This is a genomic window from Xanthomonas sp. NCPPB 3200 (assembly GCF_056393585.1).
Window position 1 is genome coordinate 2,731,637 of sequence record NZ_CM150785.1, and the last position, 15,747, is coordinate 2,747,383.

General features: G+C 67.7%; 14 protein-coding genes. 7 read left to right on the forward strand and 7 right to left on the reverse strand.

The window, feature by feature from the left end:
- The first annotated feature begins 40 nt into the window (after positions 1-40).
- The 4 genes from AC06DU_RS12000 (at position 41) to AC06DU_RS12015 (ending at position 4,497) form a co-directional block, all read left to right on the forward strand.
- The gene (locus AC06DU_RS12000) at positions 41-520 is read left to right on the forward strand and encodes a YaiI/YqxD family protein (protein ID WP_478202495.1); all 480 of its coding nucleotides are present in this window, start codon (positions 41-43) and stop codon (positions 518-520) included.
- A gap of 62 nt (positions 521-582) precedes the next feature.
- On the forward strand, positions 583-1,131 hold the full coding sequence (locus tag AC06DU_RS12005) for a YaeQ family protein (protein WP_024939301.1): 549 nt from the start codon (positions 583-585) through the stop codon (positions 1,129-1,131).
- Positions 1,128-2,309, forward strand: coding sequence for a BaiN/RdsA family NAD(P)/FAD-dependent oxidoreductase (locus AC06DU_RS12010; RefSeq protein WP_478202496.1), 1,182 nt, complete (start codon positions 1,128-1,130; stop codon positions 2,307-2,309). The genes AC06DU_RS12005 and AC06DU_RS12010 overlap by 4 nt, the downstream gene beginning before the upstream one ends.
- A gap of 118 nt (positions 2,310-2,427) precedes the next feature.
- On the forward strand, positions 2,428-4,497 hold the full coding sequence (locus AC06DU_RS12015; protein ID WP_478202497.1) for a GGDEF/EAL domain-containing response regulator: 2,070 nt from the start codon (positions 2,428-2,430) through the stop codon (positions 4,495-4,497).
- A gap of 104 nt (positions 4,498-4,601) precedes the next feature.
- On the opposite strand, the gene htpX is transcribed toward AC06DU_RS12015, so the two are convergent.
- Entirely contained in the window at positions 4,602-5,480 is an 879-nt protein-coding gene (htpX, locus tag AC06DU_RS12020; protein ID WP_065031593.1) for a protease HtpX, read from the reverse strand.
- Between the two features lie 96 nt (positions 5,481-5,576).
- Here htpX and gluQRS point away from each other — a divergent pair, with 96 nt between their 5' ends.
- The 3 genes from gluQRS (at position 5,577) to phaR (ending at position 8,022) form a co-directional block, all read left to right on the forward strand.
- Positions 5,577-6,476, forward strand: coding sequence for a tRNA glutamyl-Q(34) synthetase GluQRS (gluQRS, locus tag AC06DU_RS12025; RefSeq protein ID WP_478202498.1), 900 nt, complete (start codon positions 5,577-5,579; stop codon positions 6,474-6,476).
- Between the two features lie 83 nt (positions 6,477-6,559).
- A complete protein-coding gene (phbB, locus tag AC06DU_RS12030; protein ID WP_024939297.1) occupies positions 6,560-7,300 on the forward strand; it encodes a beta-ketoacyl-ACP reductase in 741 nt (246 codons plus the stop codon).
- A gap of 158 nt (positions 7,301-7,458) precedes the next feature.
- A complete protein-coding gene (gene phaR / locus AC06DU_RS12035; RefSeq protein ID WP_024939296.1) occupies positions 7,459-8,022 on the forward strand; it encodes a polyhydroxyalkanoate synthesis repressor PhaR in 564 nt (187 codons plus the stop codon).
- 47 nt (positions 8,023-8,069) lie between these two features.
- On the opposite strand, the gene AC06DU_RS12040 is transcribed toward phaR, so the two are convergent.
- The 6 genes from AC06DU_RS12040 to AC06DU_RS12065 all read right to left on the reverse strand — a co-directional run bounded on the left by AC06DU_RS12040 (position 8,070) and on the right by AC06DU_RS12065 (position 15,745).
- Positions 8,070-9,020: a TraB/GumN family protein gene (locus tag AC06DU_RS12040; RefSeq protein WP_478202499.1), complete on the reverse strand. Its 951-nt coding sequence runs from the start codon at positions 9,018-9,020 to the stop codon at positions 8,070-8,072.
- A 28-nt stretch (positions 9,021-9,048) separates the two neighbouring features.
- Positions 9,049-9,987: a DUF1684 domain-containing protein gene (locus AC06DU_RS12045; protein ID WP_046343062.1), complete on the reverse strand. Its 939-nt coding sequence runs from the start codon at positions 9,985-9,987 to the stop codon at positions 9,049-9,051.
- A complete protein-coding gene (mutL, locus tag AC06DU_RS12050) occupies positions 9,987-11,849 on the reverse strand; it encodes a DNA mismatch repair endonuclease MutL (protein WP_478202500.1) in 1,863 nt (620 codons plus the stop codon). The genes AC06DU_RS12045 and mutL overlap by 1 nt, the downstream gene beginning before the upstream one ends.
- A gap of 137 nt (positions 11,850-11,986) precedes the next feature.
- On the reverse strand, positions 11,987-13,690 hold the full coding sequence (locus AC06DU_RS12055) for an N-acetylmuramoyl-L-alanine amidase (protein WP_478202501.1): 1,704 nt from the start codon (positions 13,688-13,690) through the stop codon (positions 11,987-11,989).
- Positions 13,691-13,760: 70 nt separating this feature from the next.
- Complete coding sequence (gene tsaE, locus AC06DU_RS12060; protein WP_478202503.1) at positions 13,761-14,261, reverse strand: tRNA (adenosine(37)-N6)-threonylcarbamoyltransferase complex ATPase subunit type 1 TsaE; 501 nt, start codon at positions 14,259-14,261, stop codon at positions 13,761-13,763.
- On the reverse strand, positions 14,258-15,745 hold the full coding sequence (locus AC06DU_RS12065) for an NAD(P)H-hydrate dehydratase (RefSeq protein WP_478202504.1): 1,488 nt from the start codon (positions 15,743-15,745) through the stop codon (positions 14,258-14,260). The genes tsaE and AC06DU_RS12065 overlap by 4 nt, the downstream gene beginning before the upstream one ends.
- Positions 15,746-15,747: the final 2 nt, after the last annotated feature.

The following is a 15,747-nucleotide window of genomic DNA, read 5'->3' on the forward strand; positions in this document are numbered from 1 at the left end:
CCGACCACCTGTCAGGCCCCTTCCCTCTCGATTTCAGCACATGAATACGCCTCCCCTGCCGTCCCGCCCGCATATCTGGGTCGATGCCGATGCCTGCTCCGCAGTCATCCGCGACATCCTTTTCCGCGCCGCCGCACGTACCGGCACGGCGGTGACGCTGGTCGCCAATCATTTCCTGCCCACCCCTCGCCTGGCCCACGTGCGAGCGCTGCAGGTGCCTGGAGGCGCGGACGCGGCCGACGATGCCATTGCCGCACGGGTGGCCGCAGGCGACCTGGTCGTCACCCAGGACATTCCGCTGGCCGCTCGCGTACTGGAGGCGGGAGCGGCCGCCGTCAGCCCGCGTGGCGAACCGTTTACCCGCGACAGCATCAACGAGCGCCTGTCGGTCCGCAGCTTTCTGGAGCAACTGCGCGGTGCCGGCGTGGTCACCGGTGGACCGGCGGCCCTGCACCCGCGCGACCGCCAGGCATTTGCCGCCCAGCTGGACCGTTGGCTGGCCGAGATGGCGCGGCGCTGACCGCAACACGCCGGCATTGCAACGGGGGCGTATCATAAGTGCCCTTTGCAACCGGCATCCTGATGGCCCTTACCGCCACCGTCCGCAGGGCGGAACTCCAGATCAGCGACATGGACCGTGGCTACTACGCCAACCATTCGTTGACCCTGGCCCAGCACCCCTCCGAAACCGACGAGCGCCTGATGGTGCGGCTGCTGGCGTTCGCGCTGTTCGCCGACGACCGCCTGGAATTCGGTCGCGGCCTCAGCAACGAGGACGAACCCGACCTGTGGCGGCGCGACTACACCGGCGACCCGGACCTGTGGATCGACCTTGGCCAGCCGGACGAAAGCCGGGTGCGCAAGGCCTGCAATCGGTCGCGCGAGGCGGTGGTGATCGGCTATGGCGGCCAGGCCACCGAAACCTGGTGGAAGAAGCAGGCCAACGCGCTTAGCCGCCAGCGCAACCTGCGCGTGATCGAGCTGGACTCGCAGGCCACCGAGGCGCTGGGCGCGCTGATCCAGCGCGGCATGCGCTTCGACGTGATCATCCAGGACGGCGAGGTGCAGATGCTGGCCGACCACGGCAGCGTCACACTGACCCCGATGGTGCGGCAAGCCCCGGCCGAATGAACATGCGTTGCGACGTGCTGGTCATCGGTGCCGGCGCGGCCGGACTGATGAGTGCCTTCACTGCGGGCCGGCGCGGCCGCCAGGTGCTGGTGATCGACCATGCCAACAAGGTCGGCAAGAAGATCCTGATGTCCGGTGGCGGCCGCTGCAACTTCACCAATACCGGCACCACGCCGGGCAACTTCCTCTCGGCCAACCGCCACTTCTGCAAGTCCGCCCTCGCCCGCTACAGCCCGCTGGATTTCGTGGAGATGGTCGAGCGCCACGGCATCGCTTATCACGAGAAAGAGCTGGGCCAGCTGTTCTGCGACATCTCGTCCAAGCAGATCGTGCGCATGCTGCTGGACGAGTGCGAGGCGGCGGGCGTGCAGGTGCGTACCGACTGCAAGGTGCAATCGGTGCAGCGCGGCAGCGACGGCTTCAGTGTGGAGACCAGCCAGGGACGCGTGCAGGCGCAGTCGCTGATCGTGGCAACCGGCGGGCTGTCGATTCCGAGCATGGGCGCCAGCGGCTTCGGCTACACGCTGGCCCAGCAGTTCGGCCACACGCTGTTGCCGACGCGTGCCGGGCTGGTGCCGCTGACCCTGAGCGGCAAGCACCAGGAACGGCTGCAGGACCTGTCCGGGCTGGCGCTACCGGTCCAGGCGCAGTGCAACGGGGTCAGCTTCCGCAACTTCATGCTGGTCACCCACCGCGGCGTCAGCGGCCCGGCCATCCTGCAGATCTCCTCGTACTGGCAGCCCGGCGACGACCTGCGCCTGGACCTGCTGCCAGGCCAGGATGCCGCGGCCTGGCTGCGCGACCAGAAAAATCAGCGTGGCGCCACCGAACTGCGCAACGTGCTGGCCGACGTGCTGCCGCGGCGGTTTGCCCAGCGCCTGTGCGAAGTGTGGTTGCCGGACAAGCCGGTCCGCCAGCTCGACCCACCGCAGTTGCAGGCCACAGCGGACCTGCTGGCCGCCTTCCCGCTGATCGCCAGTGGAACCGAAGGCTATCGCACCGCTGAAGTAACGCTGGGAGGTGTCGATACCAACCAGGTCTCCAGTGCGAGCATGGAGTCGCGCCTGGTGGCCGGCCTGTACTTCGTCGGCGAGGTGCTGGACGTGACCGGCTGGCTAGGTGGCTACAACTTTCAATGGGCGTGGGCGTCCGGCCATGCCGCCGGAAGCGTCGCCTGAGGTCGGCTTCGACATATGGAAACGTGGCCTGAGTCTCACCCCGGATGCGGCCGTGTCCACAGACATGGACGCAGCCGAGTTCCTTCGTGTATTAAAGCCCGTCGCTAGGGAAACGCGCATGCAAAAAGGCAAAGATCTCACCCTCCGCCTGATGATCGTCGACGACAGTGTCGAAAGCGCGGAGGCGATCGTGACCGCGCTGCGCAACGGCGGCATCGCAGTGCGTCCGTCGCGGCCGCAGACACCGGAAGAGCTCGCCAGCATGCTGTCGGGACAGATCGATCTGGCCCTGCACGGGCAGGCGCTGCAGATCCCGATGAGCGCGTTGCGGCAGCAGATCGCCGGCAGCGGCAAGGATATTCCGATCATCCTGCTGGCCGAGCGGATCGAGGAGAACGCGCTGGTCGAGGCCGCAGCGCATGGCATTCGCGCCATCGCGCTGCGTCATCGCCCCGAACACCTGTTGTCGCTGGTGCGCTCGGAATGGGCCGACTTGCAGGCACGCCGTGGCCTGCGCCGCATCGAGGCACAGATGCGCGAGACCGAGCGGCGCTGCGACGCCCTGATCGCCTCCTCGCGCGACCCGATCGCCTACGTGCACGAAGGCATGCACATCCGCGCCAACGAGGCGTATCTGGACATGTTCGGCTTCGAGTCGTTCGACGATGTCGAGGGCGTGTCGCTGTTGGACATGATTGCCGCCCAGTACGTCGACGATTTCAAGCAGCTGCTCAAAGCCATGTCCAAGGGCGAGCCGCCGCCGGCGCAGTACAAGGTCGACGCGCGCCGGCTCGAAGGCGACACCTTCCCGGCGACGATGGAGTTCGCCACCGCGACCTACGAAGGCGAGCCGTGCATCCAGGTGGTGTTCCGCCGTCGCGAGGAATTCGACCCGGAGCTGGCGCGCGAGGTCGAGGACCTGCGCCAGCGCGACCAGGTCACCGGCCTGCTCAACCGCCCCACCTTCATGGTGGCGCTGGAACAGGCGGTGGCGCGCGCCGGCCGCAGCGAAGGCCAGTCCGGCTTCCTGTTGATCGAGCCCGACCACTATGCGCGCCTGCTGCCCGAGATCGGCCTGGATTCGGCCGATGCGCTGATCGCCGCGCTGGCCGCGCACGTGGCCAGCGTGAGCGATGACAGCGTGGTCGCCGCACGTTTCGGCGAGCACAGCTTTGCGTTGTTGATGGACGGCAATTACGCGCGCACGCATGCACTGGCGGAGCTGGTACGCGACGCCTTTGCGCAGCACGTCTTCAGCATCGGCGCGCGTTCGGCCACGGTGACGGTGAGCATCGGCGGCGTGCAGATCGGCGAGAAGATCGCCAGTATCGGCCAGGTGCTCAACCGTGGCACCGAGGCAGTGCGCACCACCGCCGAGCTCGGCGGCAATGCGGTCAGCATCTACGACCCGGCAGCAGCCGACCGGGCTGAAGAGGAACGCATCGAGCGCTGGGTGCAGCAACTGCGCGAGGCGCTGGTCGGCGACGGCTTCCTGCTGCATTACCAGCCGGTGCTCAACCTGCAGGGCGAGCCGCTGGAGCTGTACCAGGCCTTCCTGCGGCTGGAGCGCAACGGCGAGATGATGTCGCCGAACGCCTTCATGGCGATCGCCGAAGAACACGATCTGATCACCGAGATCGACCGCTGGGTGGTGGCACGCGCGATCCGCCAGCTTGGCGAGCGGCAACGTGCAGGACACAGCACGCACCTGCTGGTACGCATCGGGCCCAACTCGTTCTCCGATCCGCAGATGATCGACATCATCCGCGAGCAGCTGGCCGTGTACGGCGTGCCGGGCGAACGGCTGTGGCTGCAGACGCCGGAATCGAAGGTGTTCACCCATCTGCGCAATGCCCAGCAGTTCCTGGCGGCGGTGTCGGCGATGGGCTGCAAGGTCGGGTTGGAACAGTTCGGCTCGGGCCTGGATTCGTTCCAGCTGCTGGCACACTTCCAGCCGGCCTTCCTCAAGCTCGATCGCGGCATCACCGGCGAAGTGGCCTCGGCGCGCGAAAGCCAGGAAAAGATCCGCGAGATCACCTCGCGCGCGCAGCCGGCCGGCATCCTCACCGTGGCCGAGTTCGTGGCCGATGCGCAGTCGATGAGCACCTTTTTCAGCGCCGGGGTGGACTATGTGCAAGGCGATTTCGTCGCCCCGACCGGGCCGTTGATGAACTACGAGTTCGGCTGAGACCTGCAGCCGTAGCGCATCACTGCCGCCGCGCTCCAGCCAACAAAAAACCCGCAGGACGCGGGTTTTTTGTTGGGCGGCACGCATCGGTTGGCGCTACCGTCTTACATCGCCGCACCGTTGGCGGCGCGCAGCGCGGCGATACGCTCGGCCAGCGGCGGGTGGCTCAGGAACAGCCGGCGCAACCCATCGCCACCGCCGCCAGAAATGCCGAACGCCTGCACCTGCGAAGGCAGGCTGTTCTGGCCATGGTTGAGCGACAGGCGTTCCAATGCGGCGATCATCTTGCCGCGGCCCGCCAGTTGCGCGCCACCGGCATCGGCGCGGAATTCGCGGCGCCGCGAGAACCACATCGCGATCATCGTCGCGAACAGGCCAAACACCATCTCCAGCACGAACACGATGATGTAGTAGGCAAAGCCGCGGCCACCGTCGCGGTTGCCCGACATGGCGCTGTCGATGACGCCGCCGACCACGCGCGCCAGCACGATCACGAAGGTATTGAGCACGCCCTGCAGCAAGGCCATGGTGACCATGTCGCCATTGGCGACATGCGCGATTTCATGGCCCAGCACCGCCTCGGCCTCGTCCTGGCTCATGTTCTGCAGCAGCCCGGTGGACACCGCCACCAGCGCGTTGTTGCGGTTGGCGCCGGTGGCGAAGGCATTGATCTCCGGGCCGTCGTAGACCGCCACTTCCGGCATGCCGATGCCGGCCGCCTCGGCCTGGCGCCGCACCGTCGCCAGCAGCCAGCGCTCGGTTGGCGTGCGCGGCTCGCTGATCACCTGCGCGCCGGTGCTGCGCTTGGCCATGAACTTGGACAGCAGCAACGAGATGAACGAGCCGCCGAACCCGAACACGGCCGCCATCACCAGCAGGCCGCTCATCTGCGCGGGATTGACGCCCAGCACCGACATCACGATGCCGGCCAGCATCAGCACCGCAAAATTGGTCAGCAGGAACAGGAAAATGCGGTTGAACATGGTGCGACGACTCCACGCGAGCAGATGGACTGCAGCGGATCTGCGGTCGTCAGCGCTTGAAATCAAGCGATCACCTGACCGACGATTCAGCCGATCATGCCAGCTCTCCCCTACCGCGGCCGCTTCGCACCCTCCCCGACCGGCCCGCTGCACTTCGGCTCCCTGCTGGCGGCATTCGGCAGCTGGCTGCTGGCGCGGCATGCCGGCGGTCAGTGGTGTGTGCGCATCGAAGACATCGATCCACCGCGTGCCGAACCCGGCGCCTCCGCACGCCAACTGCGCACGCTGGCCGCCTTCGGCCTGCACTCGGACTTGCCGGTGCTGTATCAATCCGGGCGCCACGCACAGTACGACGCCGCCGTCACCACCTTGCTGGAGGCGGGACTGGCGTTCGAATGCAGCTGCAGCCGGGCCGACCTTGCCGGCATGGGCGGCATCCACCACGCCTGCGTGGCGCCGCTGGGCGCCCGCCGCGCGGTGCGCCTGCGCGTGCCGCCACAGCCGCCGGTCGGCTTCGACGACTCGCTGCAGGGCCATGTGGTGCAGGACGTGCATGCCGAGGTCGGCGACGTGGTGCTGCGCCGCGCCGATGGCTACTGGGCTTACCAGCTGGCGGTGGTGGTCGACGATGCCGCGCAGGCCATCACCGATGTCGTGCGCGGCGCCGACCTGCTGGACTCCACCCCGCGCCAGTTGTTGCTGCAGCGCGCGCTGGGCCTGCCGCAACCGCGCTACCTGCACCTGCCGCTGATCCTGGATCACACCGGCCGCAAGCTGTCCAAGTCGCATGCTGCGCCCGCGCTGGACGATGCCGATCCGCAACCGGCCCTGCACGCCGCCTGGGCCGTGCTGGGACAGCAGCCGGCAGCCTTGCCGCGCCGGGCGGCGCTGGACACCTTGCTGCAGCATGCGGTGCAGCATTTTTCGCCACAGCGGTTGCTCCGGCACCTGCATCTGGACGCGGACGGACGCGCATCGCAGCCCCGGCGTGACTAGAATTGCGCCCCGGCACCGGCGTCGGGCCAGGCAGCGCGCCTGTGCCCCGCCCGCCCCAGTCTTACCTGTCCATTGGAGTCGTCATGACATCTCGCGTCGTATTGGTCACCGGCGGCACCGGCGGTATCGGCACCGCCATCTGCAAGCGCCTGGCCGACCAGGGCCACCGGGTGGCCAGCAACTTCCGCAATGCCGAAAAAGCCCAGGCGTGGCAGCAACGCATGCAGACCCAGGGCTACGACATCGCCCTGTTCCGCGGCGATGTGGCGTCCTCCGAACATGCGCGCAGCCTGGTCGAAGACGTCCAGGCAGCGCTGGGGCCGATCGAAATACTGGTCAACAACGCCGGCATCACCCGCGACACCACCTTCCATCGCATGACTGCCGAGCAATGGCACGACGTCATCAACACCAATCTCAACTCGGTGTTCAACGTCACCCGCCCGGTGATCGAAGGCATGCGCCAGCGCGGCTGGGGACGGGTGATCCAGATCAGTTCGATCAATGGCCTGAAGGGCCAGTACGGGCAGGCCAATTACGCGGCCGCCAAGGCTGGCATGCATGGCTTCACCATTTCGCTGGCACGCGAAAATGCCGCGTTCGGAGTGACCGTCAATACCGTGTCGCCGGGGTATGTGGCCACCGACATGGTGATGGCGGTCCCGGAAGAGGTGCGCGCCAAGATCGTTGCCGACATCCCCACCGGCCGCCTGGGCCGGCCGGAAGAAATTGCCTATGCGGTGGCATTCCTGGTTGCGGAAGAGGCCGCCTGGATCACCGGCTCCAACCTGGATATCAACGGCGGCCACCACATGGGCTGGTGAGCTTTGCTGCAACTTTGCGATGCAGCATAAAAACCCTTGAAAATCATGCTGCGCAACATTTTTTATGTGTCTACTTAAGAAAATAAGGCCTTGTGGCGGTTGCAAGGGCTGCTGCGGTGCGCCATCCTGCGCGCACTATCGTTGTGAGTGAACGTTCCATGGCCGGACTTCGCATCATCAAGAAGTATCCCAATCGCCGTCTCTACGACACGGAAATTTCCAGCTACATCACCATCGAGGATGTGCGTCAGCTCATCATCGACGGCGAAGAATTCGAGGTACGCGACGCCAAGAGCGGCGAAGACCTCAGCCGCGCGGTCTTGCTGCAGATCATTGCCGACCGCGAGCAGGACGGCGAGCCGATGCTGTCGACCCAGTTGCTGAGTCAGATCATCCGTTTCTACGGCGACTCGCTGCAGGGCTTCATGGGCAACTACCTGGAGCGCAGCATGCAGGTGTTCCTGGATCAGCAGCAGCAGTTCCGCCAACAGATGGGCAACCTGCTCGGGCAGACCCCGTGGGCGATGATGAACCAGCTGACCGAGCGCAACCTGGAGTTGTGGCAGGAGTTCCAGCGCAACTTTGGCGCCGGCTTCGGCCGTCCTGGCGGCCCCGGCACGCCGCCGACCCCGCCGGGTGCCAGCGGCATGGGCAGCGGCCCGATGGGCACCGGCACGCACGGCACTGCCGGCAGCGCCGGCAAGGCCCGCAACCGCGGGTAACCCACGCGCGGCGCCGGGAGCCGTGACACGCTCCGCGGCGCCACCGATCAGCGGCTTGCCTGCCCCGCGCAGGCCGAGCAGATCCGCTCCACGTGATAGCCCCGTGCGCGCAGACGCTCCACCACGCCATCGCTTCCCAGCAGGTGCAGCGCACCGACCACCACCAGCGTGGTCCCGCTGCCCTTGCCCAGCCGCTGCTCCAGCCGCGGCACCCAGCGCGCATTGCGCTCGACATTGATGTCCTGATACAGCGCCGGGTAGTGCTGCCGCATTTCTTCTGCCATCTGCGTGGACAGGGTGCGCACATCGCCACTGCGCCAGGCCGCGTGCAGCTGACGCAGCTGATCGTTGGCGCCGGCATCGTCCAGCGATTCCCACAGCAGCTGATGCTGTTCGGTGGGCGACATGCCATCGAGCAAGGCAATCTGCTCTTCGGCACGCTCCAGCCCATCGGCTGGTTTGCCGCTCGCCTGTGCCTGCGCCATCAGGTAATGGTCCAGACCGGCGTTCGGGTCCATGCCTTGCCGGCTCATCTCCGCCAGACTGATCGTCAGCGCCACGAACCAGGGTTCCAGGGTCTGCAAGCTGTCCACCGGCATCCCGTGTTTGCGGGCATAGGTGGTCAGCGCCTGCCAGGTCTTCGGATCCAGTGCGTCCTGCAGGCGACGCCCGTCGCTGCGCCGCGCCGCCTGCAGCATGCGGCCGGCCAGTTCGGGCGATTGCGCATCGGAGGGCGGCAGTTCGAACACCAGCCGGTCGGCCTTGGCGAAGGCCTGCATCACATCCGGCGACAACGGGTAATCGCTGGGCTTGAGCACATGGAACGAACCCAGCAGATACAGCGTGCCGCCCTTGCCATCCACCTTCCACAACAGCGGCACCGGCGGACCGGCCGGCGCATCGCTGCCGGCGCGCGCCCAGGTCGGCGCGACCGCTCCGCTCCATAACGCCAGAGCGATCACCGCGCTGCTGCTCCAGGCTGCAAGCCGGGTGCGCATGCTTGCCTTCACCACGTTGGTCTCCACGTCAGTGCGGCACCTTGTAGGTCTTCTCGCCGGCCGACACCGCCAGGTCGATGCGATTTTCCGGCGGCGGCAGCGGACAGGTCGCAAACGGAGTGAACGCGCACGGCGGGTTGTAGGCACGGTTGAAATCGACGACCACATGCCCGGAGGCGTCGGGCACGTCCAGGTCCAGAAAGCGCCCGGCCGGATAGCTGCCGTGCCCACTGGTGCGGTCGGCGAACACCACGAACATCGGCCGCCCGGGCTCGCCGATGGTCTCCAGCCGATACGCCTTGCCATCGCGCTCAAAGGTGATTGCCCCGGCGTTGGGCTGTTCGCTGCTGATGCCGACGATGTCCACGATCGGAATGGTCTTGCCGACATCGTTGGGCACATAGCGCGCGCTGATGCGCCAGGACGGATCGACCGGCCAGTAATCCAGCCCGGCGAAGTGGCTGCGCGATGGCGCGTCGGCATGCTTGACCCGCAGCGCGTTGCGGTCGCCGCGATGGATCAGGCTCAACACGCCCTTGCCGTCATCGAAATGGATGAAGGTCGGCTGCGGGTCGCGATCGGACTGGAAGCGGATCCTGCCGGTCAGCGGCTTGCCGTCGACGGTCAATGCTGCGCCGCGCTCGGGCACGAACCAGACCGTATCGGCCTCGGTCGCGACCATGCCCATCTTGGGTGGCCCGACCGCCAGCCTGATGCCGCTGTCGGCACTGCTGCCGATGTAATGCGCCTTCAGCGACAGCCAGTGCAGGCCGACCAGGCTGGTCCAGCCATCGGGCGCGCGCAACTCGGTCAGGCGCGCTTCGCGCCAGGCCGCGTTGTCGGCCAGGAAGGCCTTGTCGAGTGCGGCCGGCGCTGCCGGTGGCGATGCATCCTTGCCACAGCCGGCCAGCGCCGCACACACCAGCATGCCGAGCAGCCAGCGGTTCCCCATGTGCAATACAGCCATCAGCGCCCCCTCAGGAACCAGCGATCGATTTCGCCCAGCGTAAACCGTGCCCAGGTCGGTCGGCCATGGTTGCATTGGCCCGAGCGCTCGGTGATTTCCATATCGCGCAGCAGTGCGTTCATTTCCGGCACGGTCAGGCGCCGGTTCGCGCGCACCGCGCCATGGCACGCCATCGTGGAGAGTAGTTCGTCGCGCGCACTGGCAATGCGCCGGCTCTGGCCATGCTCGCGCAGATCGCCGAGCACATCGCGCAACAACGCCTCCGGTTCGGCATTGGCAAGCAGCGCGGGAATGCTGCGCACATGCAGCGACTGCGGGCCGGCGCGGGTGATCTCGAAGCCCAGGCTGGCCAGCGTGTCGGCCTCGCGCTCGGCGGTGTCGGCCTCGCGCTCGCCCACCGCCAGCGTCATCGGCACCAGCAGCGGTTGTGCGTGCAGGCCGATGCTGTCGTGCGCGTTCTTGAGCCGCTCGTAGCCGATGCGTTCGTGCGCGGCATGCATGTCCACCACGATCAGGCCTTCGGCGTTCTCGGCCAGGATGTAGATGCCGTGCAACTGCGCGACGGCATACCCCAGCGGCGGCACGCCACTGTCCGCGGCAGTCGCCGGCAAGCCCATCCCGGCACCCTCCGGCAAGGCGGCAGACTGTTGCTGCGCGCCACTGGACGGCGGCGCATACAGCGCGCTGTAGGCCGCACGCGCCTCGTCCACGCGCAGGCCCAGCGGAGTCTGCGATGGCGTCCACTGACCGTAGCCGGCACCGCCACCACTGCCGTTTCCGCCACCGTAGCTTGGTCGGTCGAGCATGCCGCCCGGCGCCGCAACCGCGTCGCTGGCGCCCTCTGTGCCGAGGCTGTTGGGCATCGCACCGGCGCGCGTATGCGCCAGCGCGTCCTGCAAGGTGCGGTAGACGAAGTCGTGGATCAGCCGCGCCTCACGGAAACGCACCTCGTGCTTGGCCGGATGCACGTTGACGTCCACGCGCGCCGGATCCAGTTCCAGGAACAGCACGTAGGCCGGCTGGCGCCCATGGAACAGCACATCGCCATAGGCCATCTTGACCGCGTGCGCGACGCTGCGATCGCGCACCGAGCGGCCATTGACGTAGAGATACTGCTGGTCGGTACTGGCGCGCGAGTAATGCGGCTGTGCAACCCAGCCATGCAGCCGCAGACCGGCGCCACTGTGATCGACACGCAAGGCCTGCCGCGCGAAATCCTCGCCCAGGGTTTCGCCCAGCCGCGCATCCGAATACAGATCGCCCGGCTTGTAGCGACGCGACGGTTTGCCGTTGTGCGAAACCCGCAATTCCACATCCGGGCGCGCCAACGCCAACGAGCGCAGCCATTCTTCGATATGCCCAAGCTCGGTGCGCTCGGCACGCAGGAACTTGCGCCGCGCCGGTACGTTGAAGAACAGCTCGCGTACTTCGACCGTGGTGCCGGGCGCGTGGGCGCGTGGCACCACCTCGCTCAGGCGCCCGCCATCGATCTCCAGTGCGGAGCCATGTTCGGCATCGTGGCGACGCGAGATCAGCATGAAACGGCTGACCGAGGCGATCGACGGCAGGGCTTCGCCGCGGAATCCGAGCGTGGCCACGGTTTCCAGATCATCCAGCGATGCGATCTTGCTGGTGGCATGCCGCGACACCGCCAGCGGCAGTTCGTCGGGAGTGATGCCGCCGCCATTGTCGCGGATACGGATCAGCCGCACACCGCCCTCTTCCAGCTCGATATCCACGCGGGTGGCGCCGGCATCGAGTGCGTTTTCGACCAGTTCCTTGACCACGGACGCAGGCCGCTCGACGACCTCGCCGGCGGCAATCTGGTTGATCAGGATCTCGGGGAGCTGACGGATCGCCATCAGCACAGGCGCTCGCGCTGGACGCAGACTGCGGAGCGCATCGGGGGTGTAACAGACAAGACAGACGTCGGCACGGCAATCCGGCGGCGCGCAGGCGCCGTCATCAAGGAATCAGTGCGGAATGATAGCCGAGCGGCTCAGCGGCTGCCGCCGGCCACTGTGCCAGCGCTGGCATCGGCTTCGGCCTGTGCGCGCGCGGCAAACAGGGTGCCCGGCGGCGGCTGGCGGGTGAAGAAGGTATCGATGCCATCCAGCACGGCCGAGGCGATCTTGCGCTGGTAGGCCGGGTCGATCAGCCGGCGCTCTTCGTCCGGATTGGAAATGAAGGCGGTTTCCACCAGCATCGCCGGCATGTCGGAGGTGCGCAGCACCGCAAAGTTGGCGCGTTCCAGCTGCGGCTTGTGATTGTTGCCGATCCGCTTGAGGCCACCGAGCACGTGCCCTGCCGCATCTTCGGAGGCCTTCATGTGGCCGCTCTGCGCCAGGTCCAGCAGCACATTGGCCAGCGTGCTTTCGGTCTGCTGCAGACGCACGCCGCCGACCAGGTCGGCGGCATTTTCCTTGTCGGCCAGCCAGCGCGCGCGTTGCGAGGAGGCGCCCTTGGTCGACAGCACATAGACCGACGAGCCGGTCGCACTGCGGTTCTCGGCAGCGTCGGCGTGGATGGAGATGAAGATGTCGGCCTTGGCGGCACGGGCCTTCTGCGCGCGCATCGGCAGCGGAATGAACACGTCGGTATCGCGCGTCAGGTAGGCCTTCATGCCGGGCGTGGCATTGATCTGGCGCGCCAGTTCGCGGCCGACCGCCAGGGTGACGTCCTTTTCGCGCTTGCCGGTCGGGCCCATGGCGCCGGGATCCTGGCCGCCGTGTCCCGGATCGATGGCCACGATCAGCGGCCGCATGCCTGGTGCCATCTTGATCCGCGAGGCCTCACTGGGCAGCACCGGACGCGGCGGCAGGTCATCGCTGTCTGCCGAGGCCATACTGCCGGCAGCCGCATTCGGCATGGCAGCCATGGCATTGGCGGATGCAGCACCCAGCGGCGCGTTACCGCCATTAAGGATCGCAGCCGGCGATGCGGCGTTGCCTGGCAGCGCCGAGCCGGGCGCGGCACCGGCGGTGGGGACGGTGACGCGGTTCGGGGTGCCGGCGGTGCTTGCTGGCGTGGCCGTGCTGGTCGTCACTGCGGTCGTGGCGGTGCCTGGACGCGGTGTCGGCACGCCGGTGGCGACCGTGGTTGGTACCGGTGCCGGAGTCACGCTGGGCATGGCCGACGCAGGCACATACGGTGCGGGCGCCGGAGCAGGCGGCACCACCGAGGCACGCTGCGCAGATGCCGCCAACGCAGCGGTTGCACGGGCGGCTTCGGATTGCGCATTGGCCGGGCGCGGCGGCGGCAGCGCGGCAGGTGCTGTGGTGGTGGCCACCGTGCCGGCAGCCGGCGGATCGCCCGGCCACTCGATCACCAGGGTCGATGCGCTGCCCAGCGTCTGCATCTGCGGCTTCAACGGCGTCACCGGCGTTGCCAGCTCGAATACCACCCGGAAGGTGCCAGGCACCGGTTGACCGGTACGCACCGACGTCACCAGGCCGGCAGCCGGCGGCAGCTTCAGGCCACGCACACCCGAGGAATCGGGAAAGTCCACCACCAGCCGATTGGGGTTGGCCAGCGACAACGTCTTGAATCCGCCACTACCGGCGAGCTGGATCTCCGCACGCGTGCCGGTGGCGCCGGTGCTGACGCCAACGCCCTTGATTTCGCCGGCCCACGCAGCAAAAACCGCCAGGCTGAGGCTGGCGGTCAGGGCGGAAACACAGAACTGGCGGAACCCCGGTGTCATGGCGCTGGATTCAATCACCCAAACGTGTGAATTGCAAGGTGATTTCCCTTAATAATCCACAACCTGGCGTTCATTCTTCCTGTGAGCTGACAAAAAGGGACTGCAACTCGGGTAGCTCCGACAGCCGCGCCAGCCAGTCGCGCCCGGTTTCGCTGCGGCCCAGCAACGTCACGCTGCGCCCCTCGCCGTCGACTGCCAGTTCCACGTCCAGATCCACCGGCGGCAATGCACCAGCGCCGCGTTCCGGCCATTCGACCAGCCACAGGCTGGCGCTGCCCTCGTCGAGCCCGAGGAAATCCAGTTCCCCGGCCTGCCCGATGCGGTACAGATCCAGGTGCCAGGCCTCGTCGCCAGTGCCGAGCGGATAGCGCTCCACCAGCGTGTAGGTGGGGCTGCGAATCGGCCCGGTGACGCCGAGCGCGCGCAGCAAGGCGCGCGCCAATGTGGATTTGCCTGCGCCGAGATCGCCATGCAATTGCACCATCGCGCGGGTGGGCCGCACCGCGGCCAGGGCCTGTCCCAGGGTTTCGGTGGCCTGCGCATCGACCAGCTGTGCGCTGAGTTGGCTCATGCAATGGCCCCGGCATTGGCGAGGCGGCGCAGTTCGGGCAGCAGATCGGTCGGCAGCAGGCCGCGCTCGCCCGCGCGCGCCGCGGCATCGCCGGCACAGGCATGCAACAAGGCGCCCAGGCTGGCCGCATCGAACGGCGACCAGCCCTGGGCCAGCAAGGCCGCGATCACGCCGGTCAGCAGGTCGCCCATGCCGCCGACCGCCATGCCCGGATTGCCGGCATCGATGATGCGCGGCACTGCGTGCGGCGCGGCGATCACGCTGCCGGCGCCCTTGAGCACCACCACTGCATCGAAACGTTTGGCCAATGCGTCTGCGGCAGCCAGTCGATCCTGCTGAACCTGCCTGGTCGACATCCCCAGCAGCCGGCCGGCCTCGCCGGGATGCGGGGTCAACACGCGCGGGCCGCGCGCCGGCACCGGGTTGGCGGCCAGCAGATTCAGGCCATCTGCATCGATGACGAGAGCGCTGTCCGAGGCCAGCACCGCGCGCCACAACCGCTGCGCCCAGGCGTCCTGCCCCAGGCCCGGACCCAGCGCGACCACGTCGGCTGCGTCAGCCAACGCGGCGATGTCCTCGTCAGCCTGCACCGCACGCACCATCACTTCCGGGCAACGCGCCAGCAACGGCGCGACATGCTCGGCGCGGGTGGCGACCTGCACCAGCCCTGCCCCGCTGCGCAGGGCCGCTTCGGCGCTCAGCATGATCGCGCCGCCGCTGCCGAGGTTGCCGCCGACACACAGCACGCGGCCGGACTCGCCCTTGTGCGTATTGCGTCGCCGCGGGCGCAACTGCGCGGCCAGGGCGTCGATGTCCCAGCTGTGCGCGGCCGGTGCCAGGCCGTCGAATGCGGCATCCGGCACGTCCAGCGACGCAGTTGCGCGCGTGCCGGCATGCTCCAGCGCATCACCGGTATAGAGCCCCAGGTGCGGCACGATGAACTGCAAAGTAGCCTCTGCGCGCACTGCGGCACCGAAGGCCACGCCATGATCGGCATCGATGCCACTGGGCACATCCAGCGCAAGCACCGGCACACCGGCGGCGTTGATGGCGTCGATCAAGGCGGTAGTCTCGGCGTCGGGCGCGCGGTTGAGGCCGATGCCGAACAGCGCATCGACGATCACATCGGCCTGCGCCAGCGGCGAGAGAAACAGCTCGATCGAACCGCCCACGCCCAGATAGTCGGTACAGGCGCGTTGCGCCAGCGGCGATGCCGGGCCGTGCTCGGGAAGATGCACCACCTGCACCTGGCGCCCGGCCCGCTGCGCCAGGCGTGCCAGCACATAGCCATCGCCGCCGTTGTTGCCGGTGCCGCAGACCACCACGATGCGGCGCGCCTGCGGCCAGCGTTCCAGCAGATGCTGCCAGGCGGCCTGCCCGGCGCGCTGCATCAAGATGTAGCCGTCGCCGCCGAGCAGCGTGGTGGCCTGCGTGTCCAGCCTGCGCGCGGCGGCGGTGTCGTAAAGATCGAGCGGTGCGTACATGC

What these genes read in the sequence shown, in the direction of transcription:
- AC06DU_RS12055 (WP_478202501.1), bottom strand. Translation starts at nt 13,690, where the DNA reads ATGACACCGGGGTTCCGCCAGTTCTGTGTTTCCGCCCTGACCGCCAGC.
- AC06DU_RS12045 (WP_046343062.1), bottom strand. Translation starts at nt 9,987, where the DNA reads ATGGCTGTATTGCACATGGGGAACCGCTGGCTGCTCGGCATGCTGGTG.
- AC06DU_RS12040 (WP_478202499.1), bottom strand. Translation starts at nt 9,020, where the DNA reads ATGCGCACCCGGCTTGCAGCCTGGAGCAGCAGCGCGGTGATCGCTCTG.
- mutL (WP_478202500.1), bottom strand. Translation starts at nt 11,849, where the DNA reads ATGGCGATCCGTCAGCTCCCCGAGATCCTGATCAACCAGATTGCCGCC.
- gluQRS (WP_478202498.1), top strand. Translation starts at nt 5,577, where the DNA reads ATGCCAGCTCTCCCCTACCGCGGCCGCTTCGCACCCTCCCCGACCGGC.
- AC06DU_RS12015 (WP_478202497.1), top strand. Translation starts at nt 2,428, where the DNA reads ATGCAAAAAGGCAAAGATCTCACCCTCCGCCTGATGATCGTCGACGAC.
- tsaE (WP_478202503.1), bottom strand. Translation starts at nt 14,261, where the DNA reads ATGAGCCAACTCAGCGCACAGCTGGTCGATGCGCAGGCCACCGAAACC.
- AC06DU_RS12000 (WP_478202495.1), top strand. Translation starts at nt 41, where the DNA reads ATGAATACGCCTCCCCTGCCGTCCCGCCCGCATATCTGGGTCGATGCC.
- AC06DU_RS12005 (WP_024939301.1), top strand. Translation starts at nt 583, where the DNA reads ATGGCCCTTACCGCCACCGTCCGCAGGGCGGAACTCCAGATCAGCGAC.
- phbB (WP_024939297.1), top strand. Translation starts at nt 6,560, where the DNA reads ATGACATCTCGCGTCGTATTGGTCACCGGCGGCACCGGCGGTATCGGC.
- phaR (WP_024939296.1), top strand. Translation starts at nt 7,459, where the DNA reads ATGGCCGGACTTCGCATCATCAAGAAGTATCCCAATCGCCGTCTCTAC.
- AC06DU_RS12010 (WP_478202496.1), top strand. Translation starts at nt 1,128, where the DNA reads ATGAACATGCGTTGCGACGTGCTGGTCATCGGTGCCGGCGCGGCCGGA.
- AC06DU_RS12065 (WP_478202504.1), bottom strand. Translation starts at nt 15,745, where the DNA reads ATGTACGCACCGCTCGATCTTTACGACACCGCCGCCGCGCGCAGGCTG.
- htpX (WP_065031593.1), bottom strand. Translation starts at nt 5,480, where the DNA reads ATGTTCAACCGCATTTTCCTGTTCCTGCTGACCAATTTTGCGGTGCTG.